This window comes from Aquimarina sp. I32.4 (assembly GCF_002924285.1).
Classification (GTDB): domain Bacteria; phylum Bacteroidota; class Bacteroidia; order Flavobacteriales; family Flavobacteriaceae; genus Aquimarina.
The window spans coordinates 1-21,602 of record NZ_PGUB01000064.1; the positions used below are offsets into that span (position 1 = coordinate 1).

Sequence of the window (21,602 nt, forward strand, 5' to 3'; positions counted from 1 at the left end):
AGAGAAGTGGGTCTCTGATATTACCTATATCAAAGTGGCAGGTCAATGGAACTACTTGACTATAATTATGGATCTAGCAGATAGAAAAATACTGGCATGGACATTAAGTGAAGATATGACTACAGAAAACACCATCTACAAAACTTGGATAAAAGCTAAAAATAGAAGGCAAATTACTGAAAATCATATATTTCACTCTGATAGAGGTGTGCAATATGCTTCACGTAAAATGAAGCTGATTTTTAATAAAAATAGTACCATCAAACAAAGTATGAGTAGAAAAGCAAACTGTTGGGATAATGCAGTAGCAGAATCGTTGTTTAAAACCATTAAATACGAATGTACCAATAGATATAAATTCAAAAATTATCTTCAGGCATACTCTAAGATAGAAAACTATATCCAGTGGTACAATACACAAAGATTACATTCTTCTTTAGGATATAAAACTCCTCTAGAAGTAGAAATACAATATTGGAAAAATAATAAAAAAGTGGCTTGAGAAAATAGTCCCAAATTTATTAGGTAGTCCACTTTCTTGGATATACTTTTCTTAGAATCTGGATATTCAGCTCTATATTTCCTATGCCAATATTTCATAACCCCATAAGTGATGCCTTGTTTTTCACCATAGTCTCTTAAACTTAGACTACTCTTTTTCCATTTCCTTAGAATAGTATACATTTCCTGTTTTCTATTTGTGTCTTCTTTTTGCATAGCACAAAACTAAAACCTAAAAAGAAACCAAACAATATGTGGTTTGCCGAACGCTTACGTTAATTTAGTATAATAGAGTGATGATTTTAAAGAAAAACCATCCCGAATCAACGAGATGGCTTCTTTTATTTTCAACAAGTTGTAGGGTTTCTACGAGTTTGTTGAGTTTTTATCTATAACAAATTTGCTATTACATCATTCCAGGCATACCTCCGCCCATTGGTGGCATTCCACCTCCTGCAGGAGCATCTTCTTTGATGTCTATTAATGCACATTCTGTAGTAAGGATCATGCCAGATACAGACGCAGCATTTTCAAGAGCTATACGTGTTACTTTTTTAGGGTCAATAATACCAGCCTTAAGCATGTCTACATACGCTTCTGATTTTGCATCATAACCAAAGTCATTTTTACCTTCTAATACCTTAGAGATAACTACAGAACCTTCTCCTCCTGCATTTTCAACGATTGTTCTCAATGGAGCTTCGATAGCACGATTTACTATTTGTACACCAGTAGCTTCATCTGCATTCTCAGTACTTACTTTGTCTAGAATAGCTTTAGCTCTTACTAGAGCAACACCACCACCAGCAACAATACCTTCTTCTACTGCAGCGCGAGTAGCATGTAGTGCATCGTCTACACGATCTTTCTTTTCTTTCATCTCTACTTCAGATGCCGCACCTACATATAATACAGCAACACCACCAGCTAGTTTAGCCAAACGTTCCTGTAATTTTTCTTTGTCATAATCAGAAGTTGTTGTCTCAATTTGAGCTTTGATCTGATTTACTCTGTTTTTGATTAATTCTTCTTTACCAGCACCATTTACTACAGTAGTGTTGTCTTTGTCGATAGCTACTTTCTCTGCAGTACCTAGGTGTTCGATTGTTGTGTTTTCTAAAGTAAAACCGCGTTCTTCAGAAATTACAGTACCACCTGTAAGGATTGCGATATCTTCTAACATTGCTTTACGTCTGTCTCCAAAACCAGGAGCTTTTACAGCAGCAATTTTAAGAGCACCACGCAATTTATTTACAACAAGTGTAGCTAGTGCTTCACCATCTACATCTTCTGCAATAATTAAAAGAGGTTTTCCTGTTTGAGCTACGGGCTCAAGAACAGGAAGAAGATCTTTCATGGCAGAAATCTTTTTATCATATAATAAGATATATGGTGTTTCAAGATCCGCTGTCATTTTTTCGCTATCTGTAACAAAATAAGGAGATAGATATCCTCTATCAAACTGCATTCCTTCTACAACATCTACGTAAGTATCAGTCCCTTTAGCTTCTTCAACGGTAATAACTCCTTCTTTTCCAACTTTTTCAAAAGCTTGAGCAATAAGGTCACCGATAGTTTTGTCATTATTTGCAGAGATAGCAGCTACTTGTTGTATTTTGTCTGAAGAGCTACCTACTTCTTTAGTTTGTTTTTCTAAGTCAGTTGTAATAGCCTTAACAGCCTTGTCAATACCACGCTTAAGATCCATAGGATTTGCACCAGCAGCTACATTTTTAAGCCCTTCTTTTACGATTGCTTGAGCTAGTACAGTTGCTGTAGTAGTACCGTCTCCCGCTAAGTCATTAGTTTTTGAAGCTACTTCCTTTACCATTTGTGCTCCCATATTCTCAAGAGCATCTTCTAGTTCTACTTCTTTAGCAACAGAAACTCCATCTTTAGTCACAGTAGGAGCTCCAAAAGATTTACTGATAATTACATTACGACCTTTAGGACCTAATGTTACTTTTACTGCATTGGCTAATGCATCTACACCACGTTTGATACCGTCGCGTGCTTCTATATCAAATTTTATGTCTTTTGCCATAATATTTTATTTATTTTGAAAATTGTATAAATCCTGAAATACTATTCTTTTGGATTTTGGATTTGTGTTTTTTGTATAGGTATTCTTTTATACGATAGCAAGGATATCATCCTCACGCATTATTAGATAGTCTTTTCCATCTAATTTTAATTCTGTTCCTGAATATTTTCCGTAAAGTACTGTGTCGCCAACTTTGACAGTCATATCATGGTCTTTTTTACCGCTACCTACAGCAGCTACTTTACCTTTTTGTTGTTTTTCTTGAGCAGAATCAGGAATGAATAATCCTGATGCTGTTTGTGTCTCGGCAGGAAGTGGCTCGACAACCACGCGGTCTGAAAGAGGTTTAATATTTACTCCCATTATATTAGTTTTTATTATTAAAATTAAAATGAAATATTCGAATGCTAGTATTTCAGAAATTATGCCAGTAGAGTGATACTGACAAATTGAAACAAAAAATGCCGACTAGTATGACAAGTCGACATTTTTGTAATTGTTTTTTTAAAAAGATGTTACTCTTTGTCATCATTGTTGGTTGCAGGAGGCGTTACAGGAGTTTCTACCTGAATGTCTTCTGTGTTTACTTTAGATTCTTGAGTAGCCTCTCCACCCATTAAATCAATGTTGGATAATAAGATTAATACTAATAATAGTGTTGCTAGAGTCCAGGTACTTTTATCCAAAAAGTCTGTAGTCTTTTTTACACCACCTAGTTGCTGTGTTCCACCGCCACCAAAAGAAGAAGATAATCCTCCACCTTTTGGATTTTGTACCATAATTACTATTACTAGTAAAAAAGCTACAATCACGATTAATACTAAAAAGATTGAAAACGTTGTCATTATATTGTTATTTATTTTCTTGTAATTTCTTTATTGATCGAATTTGGTCTGCAAAGAAACCACTTTTTTCGGGATTTTTCAAAATTAATATATTGTATGCTTGAATTGCTTTTTTGTAATTTTTTTGTGCAAGGTATACTCGAGCCAAAGTTTCTGTCATTAATTCATCTGTAGAAACTACATTTTCTTTAGCAAGATTACGGGCAGGAGTGTTTTTTGCAGCAGGTTGTATTTTGGGATTATTAATGATAAACTCATCAATCAAATTAAATTTATCTTTTTGATCTAGTGATTTTTCTGATTCTATCTCCTTTGTTTCATGAGCTGGAGATGAGACTTCTTGATCAGTATCTCTATCTACTGGAGTCAAAGAAGTTAGTTTTAACCATTCTGCAAAAGAATGTGTTTCTTTTTTGTTGAAATCTAGAGGTTTATCAATTTGTAATCCCTCTTTTAGAATCTCGTTTTCATCTTCTGTTGTAAGAATGTGTTTTTTTTCTGGAGTAATAGAATTGGTGGATGCTGCAATTTCTATTTGTTTTGAGGCGCTATTTTCTTTTCTTACAGAGAATAAAGCGGGATCCAGAACATCTTCTGCTTCTTTTATTTTCATTCGTATAGCATCATCCATAGCTATTCTGGGTAATGCTTTAATCTCCTCAGGTTCAATAACAGTTATTTCAGAATTTTGCTTCTTTTCTGTTTCCTGAGAGTCTGTGTTTTTGTCAAAAAGATCAGAAGTGATAAAGTCAAATAGAATACTACGATCTGTTGTATATGCTGCGGTAACTTTTAATTCTTGATTATATCTGAAACTTTCTTGATTCTTTAATGATTTTAACCATAAAGAGCGCGCTGATTGAAAATAAGGAAATGTTCTGACAATTTTTTCCAGAGAATTTGTTTGCTCTTTATCTAATTGAGCAGGATTTTGAAGCAGATATGAAAGTTCTTTAATGTTCAAAAATTAGTGTCTTAATTTAATTATTAATAAAAAGTTTTTACCATCGCGCTAAGGTAGCATTAAACATATCTTGGCTAATTCTATCAAAAATCACTTCCATTGCCTGATCTCTTACATTACTTTCTGATTCAGACGCTGGATAATCAAAGAAAAAAGAAAATCGTTGCTCTAGATCTTGAGAAGGGTCTTTTGTGTCATAAAACCTCATATTTACAGCGATAGTTAATCGATTTTGTGCAGCAGTTATATCTGATGTAGCTGTGTTGGGGGAAACATAATCTTGTACAATTTCACCTTCATAAACAATATCGCCACTAGAAGTGGTTAGGCTAAGGTTGGTCTGATTAAGGATCAGATCTTGTAGTTTGTTGGTGGAAAATTGATCAACCCCTGGGAAAATTCGTGGGGATTGATTTTGAAAAAAATTAACCTGAAATGTTTTTGTGTCAGCAGAAATATTAGTTCCTGTAAACGAGTATGCACCGCATCCTTGAATTAGGATTAATGCAACTAATGCTATTGAGAGATATTGTAGTTTCTTCATTAATATTATAAATCGTATTGTTTTATTTTTCGATATAAGGTACGTTCACTGATGCCTAATTCCTCTGCGGCAGCCTTACGTTTACCTCTATGTCGTTCTAGTGATTTTTTGATCAATTCTAGTTCTTTGTCATGTAAGGATAAAGTCTCTTCTTCTTCAATCTCTTCGGCAAAATGATATTTATCTTCCTCTGGGGGTCTAATGGTAATTTGAGGAGATATCTCTAATACTTCAGAAGTTGATGGTCGGGTTGTAGTTTCTTCAGTTTGTATTTCTTCTTCCTTTTTTTGATAAATTTTTTGTATCAACCCTTCGTTGTCTTTTTGCACTTGTTGGGTATTGCCACTTTGCATTAATTCCATAGTAAGTTTCTTGAGGTCATTAAGATCGCTTTTCATATCAAAAAGAACTTTGTACAAAATTTCTCTTTCATTACTAAAATCACTTTCTTTTTTATCTTTAGAAATTATAGCAGGTAAATTGCTTCCTATGTTCGGTAAATATCCATGTAGAGCAGATGCCGTTATTGCCCTGTTTTGTTCAAGGACTGAAATTTGTTCTGCAATGTTACGTAATTGTCTAATATTACCACTCCAATGATATTTTTCTAATAATAAAACAGCATCATTGTCCAGACGAATAGTTGGCATCTTGTATTTTGTAGCAAAGTCAGAAGCAAACTTCCTGAATAATAAATGAATATCTTCTTTTCTGTCTCTAAGCGGTGGTAGAAGGATTTCTACGGTACTGAGGCGATAATAGAGGTCTTCTCTGAATTTTCCTTTTTTGATAGCCTCAAACATATTGACATTTGTAGCAGCTACAATACGAACATCAGTTTTTTGAACTTTTGAGGATCCTACTTTGATAAATTCACCATTTTCTAATACTCTAAGTAATCTAACTTGGGTGGTGAGGGGTAATTCTCCTACTTCATCTAGAAAAATAGTACCACCACTAGCAACTTCAAAATAACCATTTCTAGTTTGAGTAGCTCCTGTAAAAGCTCCTTTTTCATGACCAAAAAGTTCACTGTCTATGGTTCCTTCTGGGATTGCACCACAGTTTACAGCGATATACTTACCGTGTTTGCGATGAGATAATGAGTGTATGATTTTAGGAATACTTTCTTTACCAACACCACTTTCTCCGGTTACTAGAACTGAAATGTCTGTAGGTGCAACCTGAATTGTTTTTTCTACAGCACGGTTTAGTTTGGGGTCGTTCCCTATAATTCCGAATCGTTGTTTTATGGCTTGAATTGATTCCATTTTATTTTTGTATAATAGGCTGTTGCTTGTGATTAGTTGTTGTCAGAGTATTCAATGGCTTCTCCTAATAAGGTGGCACTGGTGCATTCATCAATGCGAACCAATACAAAATCGCCTATTTTGTAATCTTTTTTAGGAAATATAGCTACAATATTTTTTGTAGTTCTTCCGCTCCAGTGTTGATCAGATTTTTTTGATTCTTTTTCAATCAAAACTTCAAAAGTTTTTCCAATATAGCTTTGGTGCCTATATGCACTATGTCTTCGTTGCGATTTTATAACCTCTGCAAGCCTTCTTTTTTTGGTGTCTTCAGGAACATCATCCTCCAGTTTACGCTCAGCAAGTGTTCCAGGTCTTTCTGAATAAGCATACATGTATCCGTGTTCGTATTTTACATACTCTAGTAACGATAAGGTGTCTTGATGGTCTTCTTCTGTTTCTGTTGGAAAACCAATAATCATATCTTGTGTTATTGAGCAATCAGGAATTATTTTCTTTATGTCATCAACTAGTTCAATGTATTCTTGGCGAGTGTGTAATCGATTCATTTCTTTAAGAATTCTATCGCTTCCACTTTGTATTGGTAAATGAATGTGTTTGCATATATTTTTGTGTTTTGCCATAATATTTATCACATCCAAGGTCATATCTTGAGGATTCGATGTAGAGAAACGAATTCGTAACTTTGGATGCTTTTCTGCTGTCATATCCAGAAGTTTAGCAAAGTCTACAGCGGTTGCTTTTTGAAAATCGCTAGCTTTTTGAAAATCTTTTTTCAGTCCTCCACCATACCATAAATAACTATCTACATTTTGACCTAATAAAGTAATTTCTTTAAAATCACGAGAGACCAAATCATCTACTTCTTTGAGGATGCTTTGAGGGTCTCTGCTACGCTCTCTACCTCTGGTAAAAGGAACAACGCAAAAGGTGCACATATTGTCACAACCACGAGTAATAGAGACAAATGCAGACACACCATTACTTTGTAATCTTACAGGAGCAATGTCTCCATAAGTTTCTTCTTTTGAGAGGATAACATTAACCGCATTTCGTCCTGAATCTACTTTTTCGATTAGATTAGGGAGGTCTTTGTATGCATCGGGACCAACAACTAAATCTACTATTTTTTCTTCTTCAAGAAACTTGCTTTTTAATCGTTCGGCCATACATCCCAATACCCCTACTTTCATTTTGGGATTGATTCTTTTTACAGCATTATATTTTTCTAACCTTTTTCTGACTGTTTGTTCTGCTTTTTCACGAATAGAACAAGTGTTTACAAGTACTAAGTCTGCATCTTCCAGATTTTGTGTTGTATTAAACCCTTCTTTAGCAAGAATAGAAGCAACAATTTCACTGTCGCTAAAATTCATCTGGCAACCATAGCTTTCTATAAAAAGCTTTCGTTGATTTCCTTTGTTGTGGTCGAGGGCAAGTGGTTGTCCTTGTATGCTTTCGTCAATAATCTTCTCCATAAAAAATAATTCCTTCTTAATTGAGGTCAAATAGTGTGCAAAGATACTTTTTAATACGGTTTGTGACAAAGTGTCATGGGTTTAATTTGTAAAAAATATATATTTGGTCAGGTTTTTAATCCGTAAAATATATATATATGATATCAAATAGTCTCTTTGAGAGAATAGATAATAGTAAGCCGTTAGACTTTGGAGGGATTTTTAGTAAAAGTATAGAACTTTTCAAAAAAGTGTGGTTGCAAGGATTTATTCATGTGATAATACCTCTGGCTATGATGGTGGCTGTATTTGTGATTATGTATTTGGTGGTGTTTGTTGGAGGGTTTGGTATTGTTGGGTTTACAGGGATTTTTGTAGAAAACATGGATGTGGATTTTGATGATGATCTAGTAGCAGGTATCGTGGGAGTAATCTATATGGTTTTATTTTCTTTATTGATGCTGGTTATTTTGATAATTCCTGTTTCTATAACGTTTGCATTTACAGCTCACTTTTTTGTAGTGTGCAAGCAATCAGATATGGGAATGACAGAAAATATGGATTACTTTATGTTTCTAAAAGGAAGATACCTTAAGAAAACAATAACACTATCAATGATATTAATTACAATAATTGTGTTAGCGTGTTTGTTGTGTGTTTTTCCTGTTATTTATGTGATAGTTCCAATTCAGTTAATGGTGGTTTTGTATGCGTTTAACCCTGACATGGGGGTTTCTGATCTTGTTAAGGCAAGTTTTAAGTTAGGTAATAGGACGTGGTTGATTTCTTTTGGTTTAATTTTTATCTCTATTCTGTTGGTTCAGGTGCTAGGTTATGTGAGCTGTGGGTTAGGGTCATTTTTTATAAGTTCGTTTACGTATATACCCGTTTATTATATATATAAAGATTCTTTAGGTTTTAAAGATGGAGAATTAGAGAATGATGAAACACTGTTGTTAAAATAAAATAAAAGAGGAACCTGCTGATCAGCAGGTTTTTTTTGAACTAATTTTCTGATAAAGAATCTTGATATCAAAAAATTGATATACTTTTGTTGTCAGAAATTAAAGGACTATGGCTAAGAATTTAGTGATTGTGGAGTCGCCTGCTAAGGCCAAAACAATAGAGAAATTCCTTGGAAAAGATTATACGGTTGCATCCAGTTTTGGGCATATTGCAGATTTACCTGCAAAAGAGCTAGGAGTTGATGTTGATGGGGATTTTAAACCCAAGTATATCGTTTCCAAAGACAAAAAAGATGTTGTCAAGAAACTAAAAGATCTTGCTAAGAAGGCTGAGGTGGTATGGTTAGCTAGTGATGAGGATCGAGAGGGAGAGGCTATTGCGTGGCATTTGGCAGAGACACTTAAATTGGATAAAGAGAGGACACGGCGAATTGTTTTTCATGAGATTACTAAGAATGCTATCTTGAAAGCTATAGAGAACCCTCGTTCTATCGATTATAATTTAGTAAATGCTCAGCAAGCCAGACGTGTTTTGGATCGTTTGGTGGGGTATGAATTATCTCCTGTTTTATGGCGTAAGGTAAAAGGAGGGCTGTCTGCAGGAAGAGTGCAGTCAGTTTCAGTACGATTGATAGTAGAGCGAGAGCGAGAGATACTTGGCTTTAACCCAGAAGCATCATTTAGGATAGATGCAGAGTTTTGTAACCAAGCAGGGAAATCTTTTAAGGCAAAACTGCCTAAAAATTTTAAAACAAAAGAAGAAGCTCAAGCGTTTTTACAACAAAATATAGGAGCCTCTTTTACTGTAGGGGATCTTTCTACAAAGCCTGCAAAAAAATCGCCAGCACCACCATTTACAACATCAACCTTGCAACAGGAGGCCTCAAGAAAATTGTATTTCTCAGTGAGTAAGACGATGACTATGGCGCAACGATTGTATGAGGCTGGATTGATTACCTATATGAGAACTGATAGTGTGAATTTATCTGGGGAAGCTCAAAAAGGAGCAAAAGCAGAAATTGATTCTGCTTATGGTAATGAATATAGTAATCCAAGACAATATAAAGGAAAAACCAAAGGAGCTCAAGAAGCTCACGAAGCAATACGACCAACTGATTTTTCTAGACATACTGTAAATGTAGATTACGATCAACAACGATTATATGAGTTAATCTGGAAACGTGCTATAGCCTCGCAAATGAGTGATGCTCGATTAGAACGAACAAATGTAAAAATAGATGCTAATACACATAAGGAACAGTTTTCTGCAAGTGGAGAAGTAATAAAGTTTGAAGGATTTTTGAAGGTGTACCTTGAGGGGAATGATGATGAAGATGAAGAGCAAGAAGGGATTCTGCCAGAGATGAAGATACGAGAAAATCTATTTAGTAATTATATTACAGCAACCCAAAGATTTACAAGGCCGCCTAGTCGTTATACAGAAGCGTCATTGGTTAAGAAATTAGAAGAATTAGGGATCGGGAGACCATCTACATATGCGCCTACAATTTCAACTATTCAAAACAGGAATTATGTAGAGAAAGGAGCTAAAGAAGGAGAATTGAGAGGGTATGTTCAAATGGTTCTTTCTGGAGATGCCGTTGAAGAGAAAAAACTATCAGAAAAAGTAGGTAGTGATAAAGGAAAATTAATCCCAACCGATGTAGGTATGGTGGTTAATGATTTTCTTGTAAATCATTTTGCTTCTATTCTTGATTATAATTTTACGGCAAAAGTAGAGCAAGACTTTGATGAGATTGCAGAAGGTCAAGAAGATTGGACTCAAGTAATGAGAGAGTTTTATCAAGAATTTCATCCAAGAGTTGAGGATGTTGCACAAAATGCAGAAAGAGAGGTAGGAGAGCGTATCTTGGGGGAAGATCCTACTACAGGTAAAGTTGTGAGTGTAAGACTTGGTAAATTTGGACCAATGGTTCAGATTGGTACAGTCGATGATGAGGATAAGCCTAAGTTTGCAAGTTTGCCTCCGGGGCAAACGCTTAGTAGTATTACATTTGAGGAAGCGATAGATTTGTTTCAGTTGCCAAAAGAATTGGGAGACTATAAAGGGGAAACAATAGTTGTAAACAATGGTCGTTTTGGTCCTTATGTGAAATTTGGTGAAAAATTCGTTTCCTTAGAAAAAGGAGAAGATCCTTTGCAAACTACTTTGGACAGAGCAATAGAATTAATAGATGCTAAAGAAAAAGCGGACGCCCCTATATATACATATGAAAATCTTCCTGTTCAAAAAGGGAAAGGCCGATTTGGACCATTCATTAAGTGGAATGGAATGTTTATTAACGTAAACAAAAAATATGATTTTGATAACTTGTCAGACAATGATATTGTAACTCTTATTGAAGAGAAAAAACAGAAAGAGATTGATAAAGTCATCCATAATTGGGAAGAAGAAGGGATTCGTGTAGAGAAAGCTAGATGGGGACGAAGTAATGTCATAAAAGGCAAGGTGAAGATCGAATTACCAAAAACAGTTGATGCTTCAAAATTGACTTTGGATAAGGTAAAAGACCTGATAGAAAAGAATGCTCCTAAGAAAAAAGCAACAAAAAAGAAATAAATTAATCTATGTCTTTTGAATTTCTTGTACCTGTTAGTGATTTGGTTATACAATATGTTGAGCCACTTTCTGATTATGCATTAGGAAAACAAATTAGAATTCATACACATGATGATGGGATTCCAAATTTAGAAAAAACGGATATTGCTATTCTTGGGATTCAAGAAAATAGAAATGGAGTTAATGTTTTAGAAGAAGGTTTAGATTTTACTTCTATCCGCAAAGCGTTCTATGCGCTTTATCCAGGAAACTGGAATACAAACATTGTAGATCTCGGAGATATTATAGCAGGTAATGAGGTTAGTGATACGTATTACTTGGTTCAAGAAGTGTTGTCAACTTTGTTGGTCAAGAATATTATACCTGTAATTATAGGTGGTAGTCAGGATTTGGTGTATGCGCAATACAGGGCATTTGATGTGTTTGAGCGAATGGTAAACCTAGTAAATGTTGATAGCAGATTCGATTTAGGAAATTCATCTCAACCAATAACTAATACTTCTTTTGTTGGTAAAATTATAGTAGAGCAACCGTATAACCTGTTTAATTATAGTAATATAGGGTACCAAACCTATTTTAATCCTCAAGATGAGATAGATCTTATAGAAAAGTTGTATTTTGATGCTTGTCGTCTAGGAGAGGTCATAGCAGATGTTACTGTAGTTGAGCCTATAATGCGGGATGCTGATATCGTTTCTGTAGATTTGGGGGTTATGAATGCCACAAGCCTTAGCGGGTATACTGCTTCTCCTAATGGTTTTGACGGAAGAGAGATTTGTGCGATTTCAAGATACGCTGGGATTAGTGATAAGGTGAAAAGTTTTGGAATTTATGAATTCAAGAATTTTGAAAATGAAGCAGCGGCATCGTTACTTATAGCTCAGATGATTTGGTATTTTGTAGAAGGAGTCAATTACAGGTCAAATGAGATTGATATAAAAAACCTAAAAAACACATTGCATTATAACGTTCCTGTAGAAGAGGAAATTTTGTCTTTTTATAGAAGTGTAATGACTGGAAGGTGGTGGATAGAGATACCATTTATTTCATCTGGTAATAATAAATTGAAAAGACACACGTTATTACCTTGCACATACACTGATTATGAGCGTGCTTGTAATCAAGAAATCCCTGAAAGGTGGTATAAAGCAAAACAAAAAAACGAAGTTTAACATTTTTATTAGGCAGATTTAAGGTTTTTTTTAGAAAAAAATTGTTTTTCTGGAAATAAATAAATAGGTTTACGTCCTTAAATCTAGAAGATCTTAACCTAAAATACATTATGAAGAAAATTGTATCACTCTTTGCTATTTTAGCAATGCTCTATAGTTGTGGTGGAGGAAGCCGAGGAGAACTGGTAGGAGCACAAGGAAAAAAATGGCACCCTCAAAAACCATATGGCATGGCTCTTATCCCCGGAGGATCATTCATTATGGGTAAGTCGGATGATGACAAAGCTGCTTTGGCAAACGCACCAACCAGGATGGTTACGGTTCGTTCCTTCTACATGGATGAAACCGAAATTACTAATAGTGAGTATAGACAATTTGTAAGTTGGGTACGTGATTCTGTAATAAGGATGCGACTTGCAATAATGGCTGACGAATTAGGTAAAGCGCCTGGCGATGATGGTATTGGAGAATTTGCATTCTTAGATGCTGATACTGTGAATATGTCTGTCTACGAGAAATATATGTATGACAACTATAGTGGGATGGGAGAGACTGGTTATGAAGGAAGGAAGCTTAATAAAGACATGGATATTGAGTGGAATGCCGAAGATTATCCAGATGAGTATTATGCAGAGGTTATGGATACAATGTATATTCCGTTAGAAGAATCATATAATGGTAGACGTACGCTTAATGTAAGTAAGTTTGAGTTTAGATTTACCTGGATGGATATTCAAGCGGCTGCTAGAGCTAAGAAAGGTGGAAGAAAAGATTTTGTAAAAGAAGAAGTAATAGAAGTATATCCTGATACTACAGTGTGGATTAAGGATTTTAACTACTCATATAACGAGCCAATGCACAATGATTATTTTTGGCATAGTGCTTATGACGACTACCCAGTAGTTGGAGTTTCTTGGGAGCAAGCAAAAGCTTTCTGCCGATGGAGAACTATCGAAAAAAATACCTTTCAGAAGAAAAAAGGTAAAGAATTTGTAAACTATTTCAGACTACCTACAGAAGCTGAATGGGAGTATGCAGCCAGAGGAGGTCTAGAATCAGCAACATATCCTTGGGGAGGTCCTTATGCATTAAACGACAGAGGTTGTTTCTTGGCAAACTTTAAGCCTTTAAGAGGAAACTATGCTGCAGATAACTTCCTGTATACTGTAGAAGCAAAAACATTTGATCCAAATGATTACAACCTGTACAATATGGCAGGAAATGTATCAGAATGGGTACAATCATCCTACGATCCAGGAGCCTACGAATACGTTGCATCAATGAATCCAAATGTCAATGATGATGATAACAAACGTAAAGTAGTACGAGGAGGATCATGGAAAGATGTTGCTTATTTCCTACAGGTAAGCACCAGAGATTACGAATATGCTGATTCTGCAAGAAGTTATATCGGATTTAGAACCGTTCAGGACTATATGGGTACTGAAGCAACTGGAGAAGATAATACTAAGAATCAAAAATAAGTCCCAAAATTTTCTATCAACTTAATTACTAACCTTTTTTTAAAACTTTAAGATTTAAAAAACAAAAACAAAACAAATTTATTATGGCAAATTCAAAAGCAAGCAAAAAATTAATGAACATGGTCTACGGTCTGGGAGCAGCCGTTGTAATACTAGGTGCACTATTTAAAATTATGCACTGGCCATTTGGTAATCAGATGCTTATTGTTGGTTTGATCACAGAAGCATTGGTATTTACTGTGTCTGCATTCGAACCAGTAGATGATGAATTAGATTGGTCTCTTGTATATCCAGAATTAGCTGGAGGAAACAGAAGAGATAAAAAGAAAGAACAAGACGCTAGCCCAGAAGGATTATTATCTAAAAAATTAGATGATATGTTAAAAGAAGCTAGAGTAGATTCTAGTCTTATGAGTAGTCTTGGTGATAGTATCCGTAATTTTGAAGGAGCTGCTAAGAACATTTCTCCTACTGTAGATGCAATGCAGGGAACAAAGAAATATAGCGAAGAAATGGCTAGTGCTGCATCGCACTTAGAGTCTTTAAACAGTTTATATAAGGTACAGTTAGAATCTTCTTCTCGTCAAGCTGAGGCTAATCAAGCAATTGCTGATAATGCAGCTAAGCTTAAAGATCAGATGGAGAGTCTTGCTAGTAATCTTTCTTCACTTAATGGAGTATATGGTGGTATGTTAACTGCAATGAACAGAAGTTAACATTTGTATTAATTAATATTTTATAAAAATAACTACCAAAATCTAAAAAGAATGGCAGGAGGAAAACTATCCCCAAGGCAGAAGATGATTAACCTGATGTATCTGGTTTTCATTTCAATGATGGCACTAAACATGTCAAAGGAAGTATTGTCGGCTTTCGGTTTAATGAACGAAAAATTAACAGAGTCTAATGTGATTTCTACAGAACGTAATACTGCTTTTATGGCAGGACTTGCTGAGAAAGTTACAGAACAGCCTGAAAAATATACTCCGTTAAAAGAAAAAGCTGATCAGATCAGTGCATTATCAAATGAATTTAATGCGTATATAGATCAGATTAAAGCTGAAATCACTGACGGATTAAGTGATGCTACAGATTATGAGACGATGGATAAGTCTTTAGCTTTAGATGAAAAATTCTTCAAAGGAGGTAAAAATACACCAGCGGCTCAAGAGTTTGTAGATAACATTTCTAAATATAGAGATGGTGTAGCTGCAGCGATTAGAGAAGTAAAAGAAGTAGAGGATAAAGTTGCAGAAGGTATCGTTCAGACATTTTCTACATCTGATGTAAAAGATAGAGGTGGAGTTACAAAAAAATGGTTAAACTATAATTTTGAAGGATTTCCTCTAGTAGCTTCATTAACTAAGCTTACACAAATGCAAGCTGATGTTAAAGCAACAGAGAGTAAAGTGCTTTCTGCATTATTAGCAGGACAACAAGCTTCTGAATTATCATTTAGTAACTATGAGGCAATTGTTGTACCAGATAAAACTGCTTTCTTTAGTGGTGAGAAATTTAAAGGTAGAATAGTTTTAGGACGTTTTGATGCTACGCTTAAACCAACCAAAGTAGTGGTAAATGGTAAAGAGCAAACAGAAGTTAAGAACGGACAAATTATGCTTGATTTCCCTGCTGGAAATGTAGGAGAAAGAGAAGTAAAAGGAGAGCTTCAATTTAAAGAAGGAGATTCTATAGTTTCAATACCAATTCAGAGTTCTTATGCGGTTATTCCTAGACCTAATTCTGCAGTAATTTCTGCTGATAAGATGAATGTGGTATATCGTGGGGTTCAAAATCCAATGACAATTTCTATTCCAGGAGTACCTGCAGTAAGTGCTTCAGCACCTGGTCTTAGAAAATCTGGAGGAGCAGGAAAATATATGATGAATGTTACTAGTGTAAAAGCTCGTGAAGTAAGTATTAAGGTAAGTGGTAAACTTCCAAATGGTACTACAGTGAGTGATAGTAAGAAATTCAGAATTAAAGGTATTCCAAGACCTGTTGGAACTGTACGTGGAGAAGATGGATCTATAAAAATGGCTAGAAATGCATTAGAAATTTCTTCTGTTGGTGCAATCCTACCTGATTTTGATTTTGATATAAAATTAAAAGTAACAGGATTTAAATTTAAAGTAGAAGGACAGCCTACAGTAAGAGTTCCTGGAGGAAGACTTAATGCTAAAGCAAAATCTGCTTTGCGTAAAGCTAAAAGAGGTTCTTCTATTCAGATTATTGATATAAAGGCACAGTTGGCTACCAATTCTGGATATAAATTGAAAAAAATATCTCCAGTTGTTGTAGAGTTGACCAATTAAAAAATAAACTTACGTAGTTATGAATTTGAGAAATTTTGTATTAACCGTTTTTGGTCTATTGGTTTCTTCTCTTTCTTTTGGGCAGACAAATGTTTTGAATGCAAGTAACCCAGAAGAGATAGGAATAAAGACAGATGAGCAGATATTATATGATAATGATCACCCATTAGAATATGGGTACGTCGATAAGCGTGATATATTATGGTCTAAGACTACATGGGAAACAATAGATCTTGATGAACGAATCAATTTTCCATTGTATTATCCTATAGATACTTTTAATATTGGAGCCAATCGTCGTTCATTGTATGACGTTTTGGTAAATAATATTAGAAATGGGAAAATCAAAAATATTTACTCAGATTCTTACTTTAATGAGACACGTACATTTGAAGATTTACAATCAACAATGTCTAAAATAGATACTACTGATCTTGGTTATGAGCAATATAATGCAGGAGAAGAAGTGGACCCTCAATATATTAACAGAAGAGATATTAATTCTGCTGATATTGCTGAGTATAAAATTAGAGGATATTGGTATTTTGATAAGCGTTTAGGTGAGTTAAGATACAGATTAATTGGTTTAGCACCAGTTGCTCCTGATGTGAATTTTATCGATGACGATGAGCCAGATATGGTTGCATTGTTCTGGATATGGTATCCTGATGTGCGAGAAATTCTTCATAATGCAATGGCATTTAATAGAAAGAATACTTCAATGCCTTTTACTTATGATCACATTCTTAATGCAAGACGTTTTAGTTCTGTGATTTATAAAGAAGATAATATTCAAGGTGACCGTGAGATTAAAGATTATGTGGTTGATAACGCTTTGATGCAACTTCTAGAGAGTGAAAGAATTAAAGAAAACATACGTAATTTTGAAATGGATATGTGGAGTTATTAGTAACCCATATTTTTTCAACGATTTATACAAAACGCCCAACAATAGTTGGGCGTTTTGTTATTTTTGAATAAAACTAAATGATAATTATGCTTTTTATATTACTTAATTTTAACAAGTATTGTTTGAACTTTGTAATAAATAATAGGTATAATAAAATCAAAAAAAGTAAATAATGCTAGATTATATTGTTGTAGGGTTCGGATTGTCTGGAATGTCTTTTGTTGAAGAATTAGAGAATAATAATAAAACATATAGAGTGTATGAGGATTTCTCTCAAAAATCATCCAGAGTTGCTGGAGGGTTGTATAATCCTGTAATTTTAAAACGTTTTACGCTAGCCTGGGAGGCTTCAGAACAGATTAAAGAAGCAATTCCTTTTTATAAAAGTATAGAAGCCAAATTGAATAAAAAATTAGTTTCTGAGCTTCCTGTTTTACGAAGATTTAATGCGGCTGAAGAACAAAATAAATGGATAGAAGCTGGTGATAAGCCATTGTTAGGTGAATTTCTTTGTCCAGAGCTAATCAGAAATGAAAATGAACATTTGGATATCCCGTTTCATTACGGAAAAGTAAAACATACAGGTAAGATTGATATTAAAACGATGCTTTCCTCTTATGCAGCGTATCTTGAAGAAAAAAATGCTTTTTGTAATCAGCCCTTTGAATATGAAGATGTAGTGGTAAAAGAAGGCTTTATTGAGTATAGAGGAGTCCCATGTAGGCATATTGTATTTGCAGAAGGGTTTGGTTTAAAAAAGAACCCTTTTTTTAATTACTTACCGCTACTTGGTAATAAAGGAGAGTATATTGTTATTAGATCATTGGAATTGCAATTAAAAGAGGCAGTTAAATCCTCTATATTTATTATTCCTTTAGGAAATGATTTGTATAAAGTAGGGGCAACATATAATAATGAAGATAAATCTGCAGAGATAACAATTACAGCAAGAGAAGAGTTAGAAAAGAAGCTGCAAAAGTTTTTAAAAACACCTTATGAGGTGGTAGATCAAGTATCAGGGATACGTCCTACGGTTAGAGATAGAAGGCCTTTGGTAGGAACACACCCTAACAATCAAAATATTCATGTCTTAAATGGGTTAGGTAGTAGAGGTATACTTATCGCACCATCTGTAGCTAAGCAACTATACGCTCATATAGAGTTGGGAGTTTCTTTAAGTAAAGAAATAGATAGCAATCGTTTTGATACGTTATGATAGTTTTTTTTCTTTCTTATAGTGCATAAATAAGTTGATCCATATATTTCTGGATAACCTCATAATAACTGGCATAAAGCCTATAAGTGTTGCTACAATTGAGAAAAATGAATATAAAAGCCCTAATTTTAGAAAAAAATGGCTAATCACAAAAGCAGCTACCGCAAAAGCAATTCCAACTCCGTAGCTTATATACATAGCTCCATAGAAAAAGGAAGGTTCTATTTTGTATTTAGTATTACAATGGCTACACCGTTCTTGCATTTTTAGAGTTTGACTTAGCTTATAAGGGTTTGTTTCTGTGTACATACTTTCTTTATGACATACAGGACAATAACCTGTTAGTATGCTGTAAATTTTGGTTCCTTTTAAGAAATTCATAAGAGCTTTTATTCTAGCACAAAATTAATCATCTTTGCACAAAATATTCAAAAGCTGATGTTAAACATACATAACTTATCGATTTCGTTTGGAGGAGAGTACCTTTTTGAAGAAATAAGCTTCAGGTTAAATACGGGAGATCGAGTAGGATTGATAGGAAAAAATGGAGCAGGAAAATCAACCATGCTCAAGATTTTATCTAAAGAACAAGAACCTGATTCGGGGCAAATAGCCATGGATAAAGAGGTGAAAATTGGTTTTCTAAAACAAGATATAGATTTTGTATTAGGGCGTACTGTTCTTGATGAAGCTTATGAAGCTTTTATAGATATTAAAAATGCAGAAAGAGAAATTGATAAAATCAATGCTCAACTAGCAGAGCGCACTGATTATGAAAGTGAAGGATATAATCAATTGATTACTGATTTAAGTGATCTGACACATCATTATGAGATTCTAGGAGGGTATAATTACCAAGGAGAGACAGAAAAAGTTTTACAAGGACTTGGGTTTATGAGAGAGGATTTTGATAGATTAACAGATACTTTCTCTGGTGGATGGCGTATGCGAATTGAGTTAGCAAAACTCTTATTACAAAATAATGATATCTTGTTGTTGGATGAGCCGACAAACCATCTCGATATAGAATCGATCATATGGCTTGAGAGTTTTTTAAGAAATTATGCAGGAGTTGTTGTTATTGTCTCTCACGATAAAATGTTTTTGGATAATGTGACCAATAGAACAATAGAAATCTCTCTGGGTCGTATTTATGATTATAATAAGCCATACTCTAAATATTTAGTACTTAGAGAAGAAGTAAGAGAACAACAGCTTGCAACTCAAAAGAATCAATCCAAGCAAATAGAGCAAACAGAAAAACTCATAGAGAAGTTTAGGGCAAAAGCCTCTAAAGCTTCGATGGCTCAATCGTTGATCAAAAAATTGGATAAAATAGAACGTATAGAAGTTGATGAGGATGATAATGCAGTGATGAATGTTAGTTTTCCTATTAGTGTGCAACCTGGTAAAGTTGTTATAGAGGCAGATGGAGTAAGAAAAACCTACGGAGAGAAACAAATTTTAAGCGATATTGATTTATTAGTAGAACGAGGTTCTAAAATTGCTTTTGTAGGGCAGAATGGTCAAGGTAAAACAACATTAGCAAAGATTATAATTAATGAAATATCGCATGAAGGAGATCTTAAACTGGGGCATAATGTGCAGATAGGGTATTTTGCTCAAAATCAATCTGAATATCTGGATGGAGATATAACGATTCATGAAACCATGATCAATGCGGCAAATGAAAAAAACCGAAGCAAGGTTAGGGATATGCTAGGTGCATTTTTGTTTAGAGGAGATGAAGTTGATAAAAAGGTAAAAGTATTATCAGGAGGTGAGCGTAATCGGTTAGCATTATGTAAACTCCTTTTAGAGCCTTTTAATGTATTGGTGATGGATGAACCTACCAATCACTTAGATATTAAATCAAAAAATATCCTGAAAGAAGCATTGCAACGTTTTGAAGGAACATTAATTCTTGTGTCTCACGATAGAGATTTCTTACAGGGATTGACTAATACTGTTTATGAATTTAAAAATAAGCAGATCAAAGAATACCTGGGTGATATAGACTTCTATTTAGAAGCACGAAGAGTAAATGACCTTCGTGATATCGAAAAAAAGGACAAGATTGTAAAAACAGTTTCGGATACCAAGGAAACAGCCAAAAGATCTTATGAAGATCAAAAAAAGATAAAGTCACTTAATAATAAGCTAAGTAATGTTGAGTCTAAAATTAATAAGTTAGAAAAAGAAATCAAAGAAATTGATGTAGAGCTTGCTATCAACTATGATGAGACTATTGCACAACCAGATTTTTTTGATAAGTATCAGGCAAAGAAAGACCTGTTGTTGTCTTTGATGGAAGATTGGGAGGTGCTACAAGAAGAGATAGACTCAATAAAATAGGCAGCAGGACGTTCTTTGTTTGTAAGGTAGAATATATGTTTATAGGTATATATTATCTTTAAGTTATCAGAAAAATGAGATGTTACTTTTGTGATATTTTTATCACCAGTTGAAGGGGCAACTAGATTTTTATAGATATTTTTGTATTTAATTAACTAAAGAACAGTATTTATGAATGACATAAAAGCTATAGATTTAAATGCTCATGCATTATCATGGGTAGGTAAAATTCACTATGATTTTGGGTTTTTAGTTCAGAAAGCATTTAGAGAAAATGGATTAGATTTGTCTAAAGAGCAATGGAGTGTGTTAAAACGTTTGAATGTAAACGATGGGCAACCGCAAAATGATTTGGCTTTTATAACACATAGAGATAAAACGTCTATGACTCGATTGGTGAATACCATGGAGAGTAAAAATTTGGTGGTTCGAAAAAGTGATGAAAATGATAATCGAGTAAATCGTATTTTTCTTACCGATTATGCCAAAGAAGTGATTCAAAAAGTGCAACCCATTATGTATGACCTCATACCTGCAGTTCAAGAAAGTTTGGACGAAGAGGAAATTAAGGTTTTGGTTACGGCACTACAAAAAATAAAAACCAAGATAGCAGAAATAGCAGAAGAATAGGAGGAGAATAGGAGGAGAAAAAATGTTATTTTCTATGCTTTTCTTTATATGATTAAGTAATGTTTGAACATTTTTTTCAGTGTCCATATTGTTGGGAAGAAATATCTATGCTATTAGATCCCTCAATCTCAAATCAAGTATATATCGAAGATTGTGAAGTTTGTTGTAATCCTATAGAAGTTCACCCTAAATTTGAAAATAATCAATTATTTTCTTTTGAAGCTCTACCTATAGAGCAATAATTATATTTCTGAATAAAAGAAAAAATAAAACCGATTAGAAACTTCAATTTCCTAATCGGTTTTTGTTTAATAATAGTAGGTAATGACTAAATGTAGTACTTTCTCT

The 21,602-nt window shown here is 34.2% G+C and carries 20 protein-coding genes; 12 read left to right on the top strand and 8 right to left on the bottom strand.

Going from position 1 to position 21,602, the window contains the following annotated elements:
• Positions 1-502, top strand: a 502-nt coding sequence (locus CVD18_RS14210) for an IS3 family transposase (protein ID WP_146052798.1), incomplete at its 5' end; no start/stop codon positions are given.
• Between the two features lie 405 nt (positions 503-907).
• Here the strand turns inward: CVD18_RS14210 and groL are convergent.
• The 7 genes from groL to miaB all read right to left on the bottom strand — a co-directional run bounded on the left by groL (position 908) and on the right by miaB (position 7,647).
• Entirely contained in the window at positions 908-2,545 is a 1,638-nt protein-coding gene (gene groL, locus CVD18_RS14215; RefSeq protein ID WP_103866104.1) for a chaperonin GroEL, read from the bottom strand.
• A gap of 87 nt (positions 2,546-2,632) precedes the next feature.
• Positions 2,633-2,908, bottom strand: a complete 276-nt coding sequence (groES, locus tag CVD18_RS14220; RefSeq protein WP_103866105.1) for a co-chaperone GroES — start codon at positions 2,906-2,908, stop codon at positions 2,633-2,635.
• A gap of 152 nt (positions 2,909-3,060) precedes the next feature.
• Complete coding sequence (secG, locus tag CVD18_RS14225) at positions 3,061-3,390, bottom strand: preprotein translocase subunit SecG (RefSeq protein ID WP_103866106.1); 330 nt, start codon at positions 3,388-3,390, stop codon at positions 3,061-3,063.
• A 7-nt stretch (positions 3,391-3,397) separates the two neighbouring features.
• Positions 3,398-4,354: a hypothetical protein gene (locus tag CVD18_RS14230; protein WP_103866107.1), complete on the bottom strand. Its 957-nt coding sequence runs from the start codon at positions 4,352-4,354 to the stop codon at positions 3,398-3,400.
• 37 nt (positions 4,355-4,391) lie between these two features.
• Positions 4,392-4,898 (bottom strand): LPS assembly lipoprotein LptE, encoded by a 507-nt coding sequence (lptE, locus tag CVD18_RS14235; RefSeq protein ID WP_103866108.1) that lies wholly within the window; start codon positions 4,896-4,898, stop codon positions 4,392-4,394.
• Between the two features lie 5 nt (positions 4,899-4,903).
• A complete protein-coding gene (locus CVD18_RS14240) occupies positions 4,904-6,169 on the bottom strand; it encodes a sigma-54-dependent Fis family transcriptional regulator (protein WP_103866109.1) in 1,266 nt (421 codons plus the stop codon).
• Positions 6,170-6,201: 32 nt separating this feature from the next.
• Positions 6,202-7,647 (bottom strand): tRNA (N6-isopentenyl adenosine(37)-C2)-methylthiotransferase MiaB, encoded by a 1,446-nt coding sequence (miaB, locus tag CVD18_RS14245; RefSeq protein WP_103866110.1) that lies wholly within the window; start codon positions 7,645-7,647, stop codon positions 6,202-6,204.
• A 137-nt stretch (positions 7,648-7,784) separates the two neighbouring features.
• On the opposite strand from miaB, the gene CVD18_RS14250 reads away from it, so the two are divergent.
• From CVD18_RS14250 to CVD18_RS14285, 8 genes are all read left to right on the top strand, one after another.
• The gene (locus CVD18_RS14250; protein ID WP_103866111.1) at positions 7,785-8,591 is read left to right on the top strand and encodes a hypothetical protein; all 807 of its coding nucleotides are present in this window, start codon (positions 7,785-7,787) and stop codon (positions 8,589-8,591) included.
• 109 nt (positions 8,592-8,700) lie between these two features.
• A complete protein-coding gene (gene topA / locus CVD18_RS14255; RefSeq protein WP_103866112.1) occupies positions 8,701-11,172 on the top strand; it encodes a type I DNA topoisomerase in 2,472 nt (823 codons plus the stop codon).
• A gap of 8 nt (positions 11,173-11,180) precedes the next feature.
• Complete coding sequence (locus CVD18_RS14260) at positions 11,181-12,344, top strand: formimidoylglutamase (RefSeq protein ID WP_103866113.1); 1,164 nt, start codon at positions 11,181-11,183, stop codon at positions 12,342-12,344.
• A 110-nt stretch (positions 12,345-12,454) separates the two neighbouring features.
• Complete coding sequence (gene gldK, locus CVD18_RS14265) at positions 12,455-13,828, top strand: gliding motility lipoprotein GldK (RefSeq protein ID WP_103866114.1); 1,374 nt, start codon at positions 12,455-12,457, stop codon at positions 13,826-13,828.
• A gap of 83 nt (positions 13,829-13,911) precedes the next feature.
• Positions 13,912-14,544: a gliding motility protein GldL gene (gene gldL / locus CVD18_RS14270; RefSeq protein WP_103866115.1), complete on the top strand. Its 633-nt coding sequence runs from the start codon at positions 13,912-13,914 to the stop codon at positions 14,542-14,544.
• 51 nt (positions 14,545-14,595) lie between these two features.
• Complete coding sequence (gene gldM, locus CVD18_RS14275) at positions 14,596-16,143, top strand: gliding motility protein GldM (RefSeq protein WP_103866116.1); 1,548 nt, start codon at positions 14,596-14,598, stop codon at positions 16,141-16,143.
• Between the two features lie 19 nt (positions 16,144-16,162).
• On the top strand, positions 16,163-17,053 hold the full coding sequence (gene gldN, locus CVD18_RS14280) for a gliding motility protein GldN (protein WP_103866117.1): 891 nt from the start codon (positions 16,163-16,165) through the stop codon (positions 17,051-17,053).
• 172 nt (positions 17,054-17,225) lie between these two features.
• Positions 17,226-18,269: an FAD-binding oxidoreductase gene (locus CVD18_RS14285; RefSeq protein WP_103866118.1), complete on the top strand. Its 1,044-nt coding sequence runs from the start codon at positions 17,226-17,228 to the stop codon at positions 18,267-18,269.
• Here CVD18_RS14285 and CVD18_RS14290 read toward each other — a convergent pair.
• Positions 18,264-18,650, bottom strand: coding sequence for a DUF983 domain-containing protein (locus CVD18_RS14290; protein WP_103866119.1), 387 nt, complete (start codon positions 18,648-18,650; stop codon positions 18,264-18,266). The two genes, CVD18_RS14285 and CVD18_RS14290, sit on opposite strands and share 6 nt — an antisense overlap.
• A gap of 57 nt (positions 18,651-18,707) precedes the next feature.
• Here CVD18_RS14290 and CVD18_RS14295 point away from each other — a divergent pair, with 57 nt between their 5' ends.
• The 3 genes from CVD18_RS14295 to CVD18_RS14305 all read left to right on the top strand — a co-directional run bounded on the left by CVD18_RS14295 (position 18,708) and on the right by CVD18_RS14305 (position 21,496).
• The gene (locus tag CVD18_RS14295; RefSeq protein ID WP_103866120.1) at positions 18,708-20,624 is read left to right on the top strand and encodes an ABC-F family ATP-binding cassette domain-containing protein; all 1,917 of its coding nucleotides are present in this window, start codon (positions 18,708-18,710) and stop codon (positions 20,622-20,624) included.
• 171 nt (positions 20,625-20,795) lie between these two features.
• Positions 20,796-21,254, top strand: coding sequence for a MarR family winged helix-turn-helix transcriptional regulator (locus tag CVD18_RS14300; RefSeq protein ID WP_103866121.1), 459 nt, complete (start codon positions 20,796-20,798; stop codon positions 21,252-21,254).
• A 59-nt stretch (positions 21,255-21,313) separates the two neighbouring features.
• A complete protein-coding gene (locus CVD18_RS14305; RefSeq protein ID WP_103866122.1) occupies positions 21,314-21,496 on the top strand; it encodes a CPXCG motif-containing cysteine-rich protein in 183 nt (60 codons plus the stop codon).
• Positions 21,497-21,602: the final 106 nt, after the last annotated feature.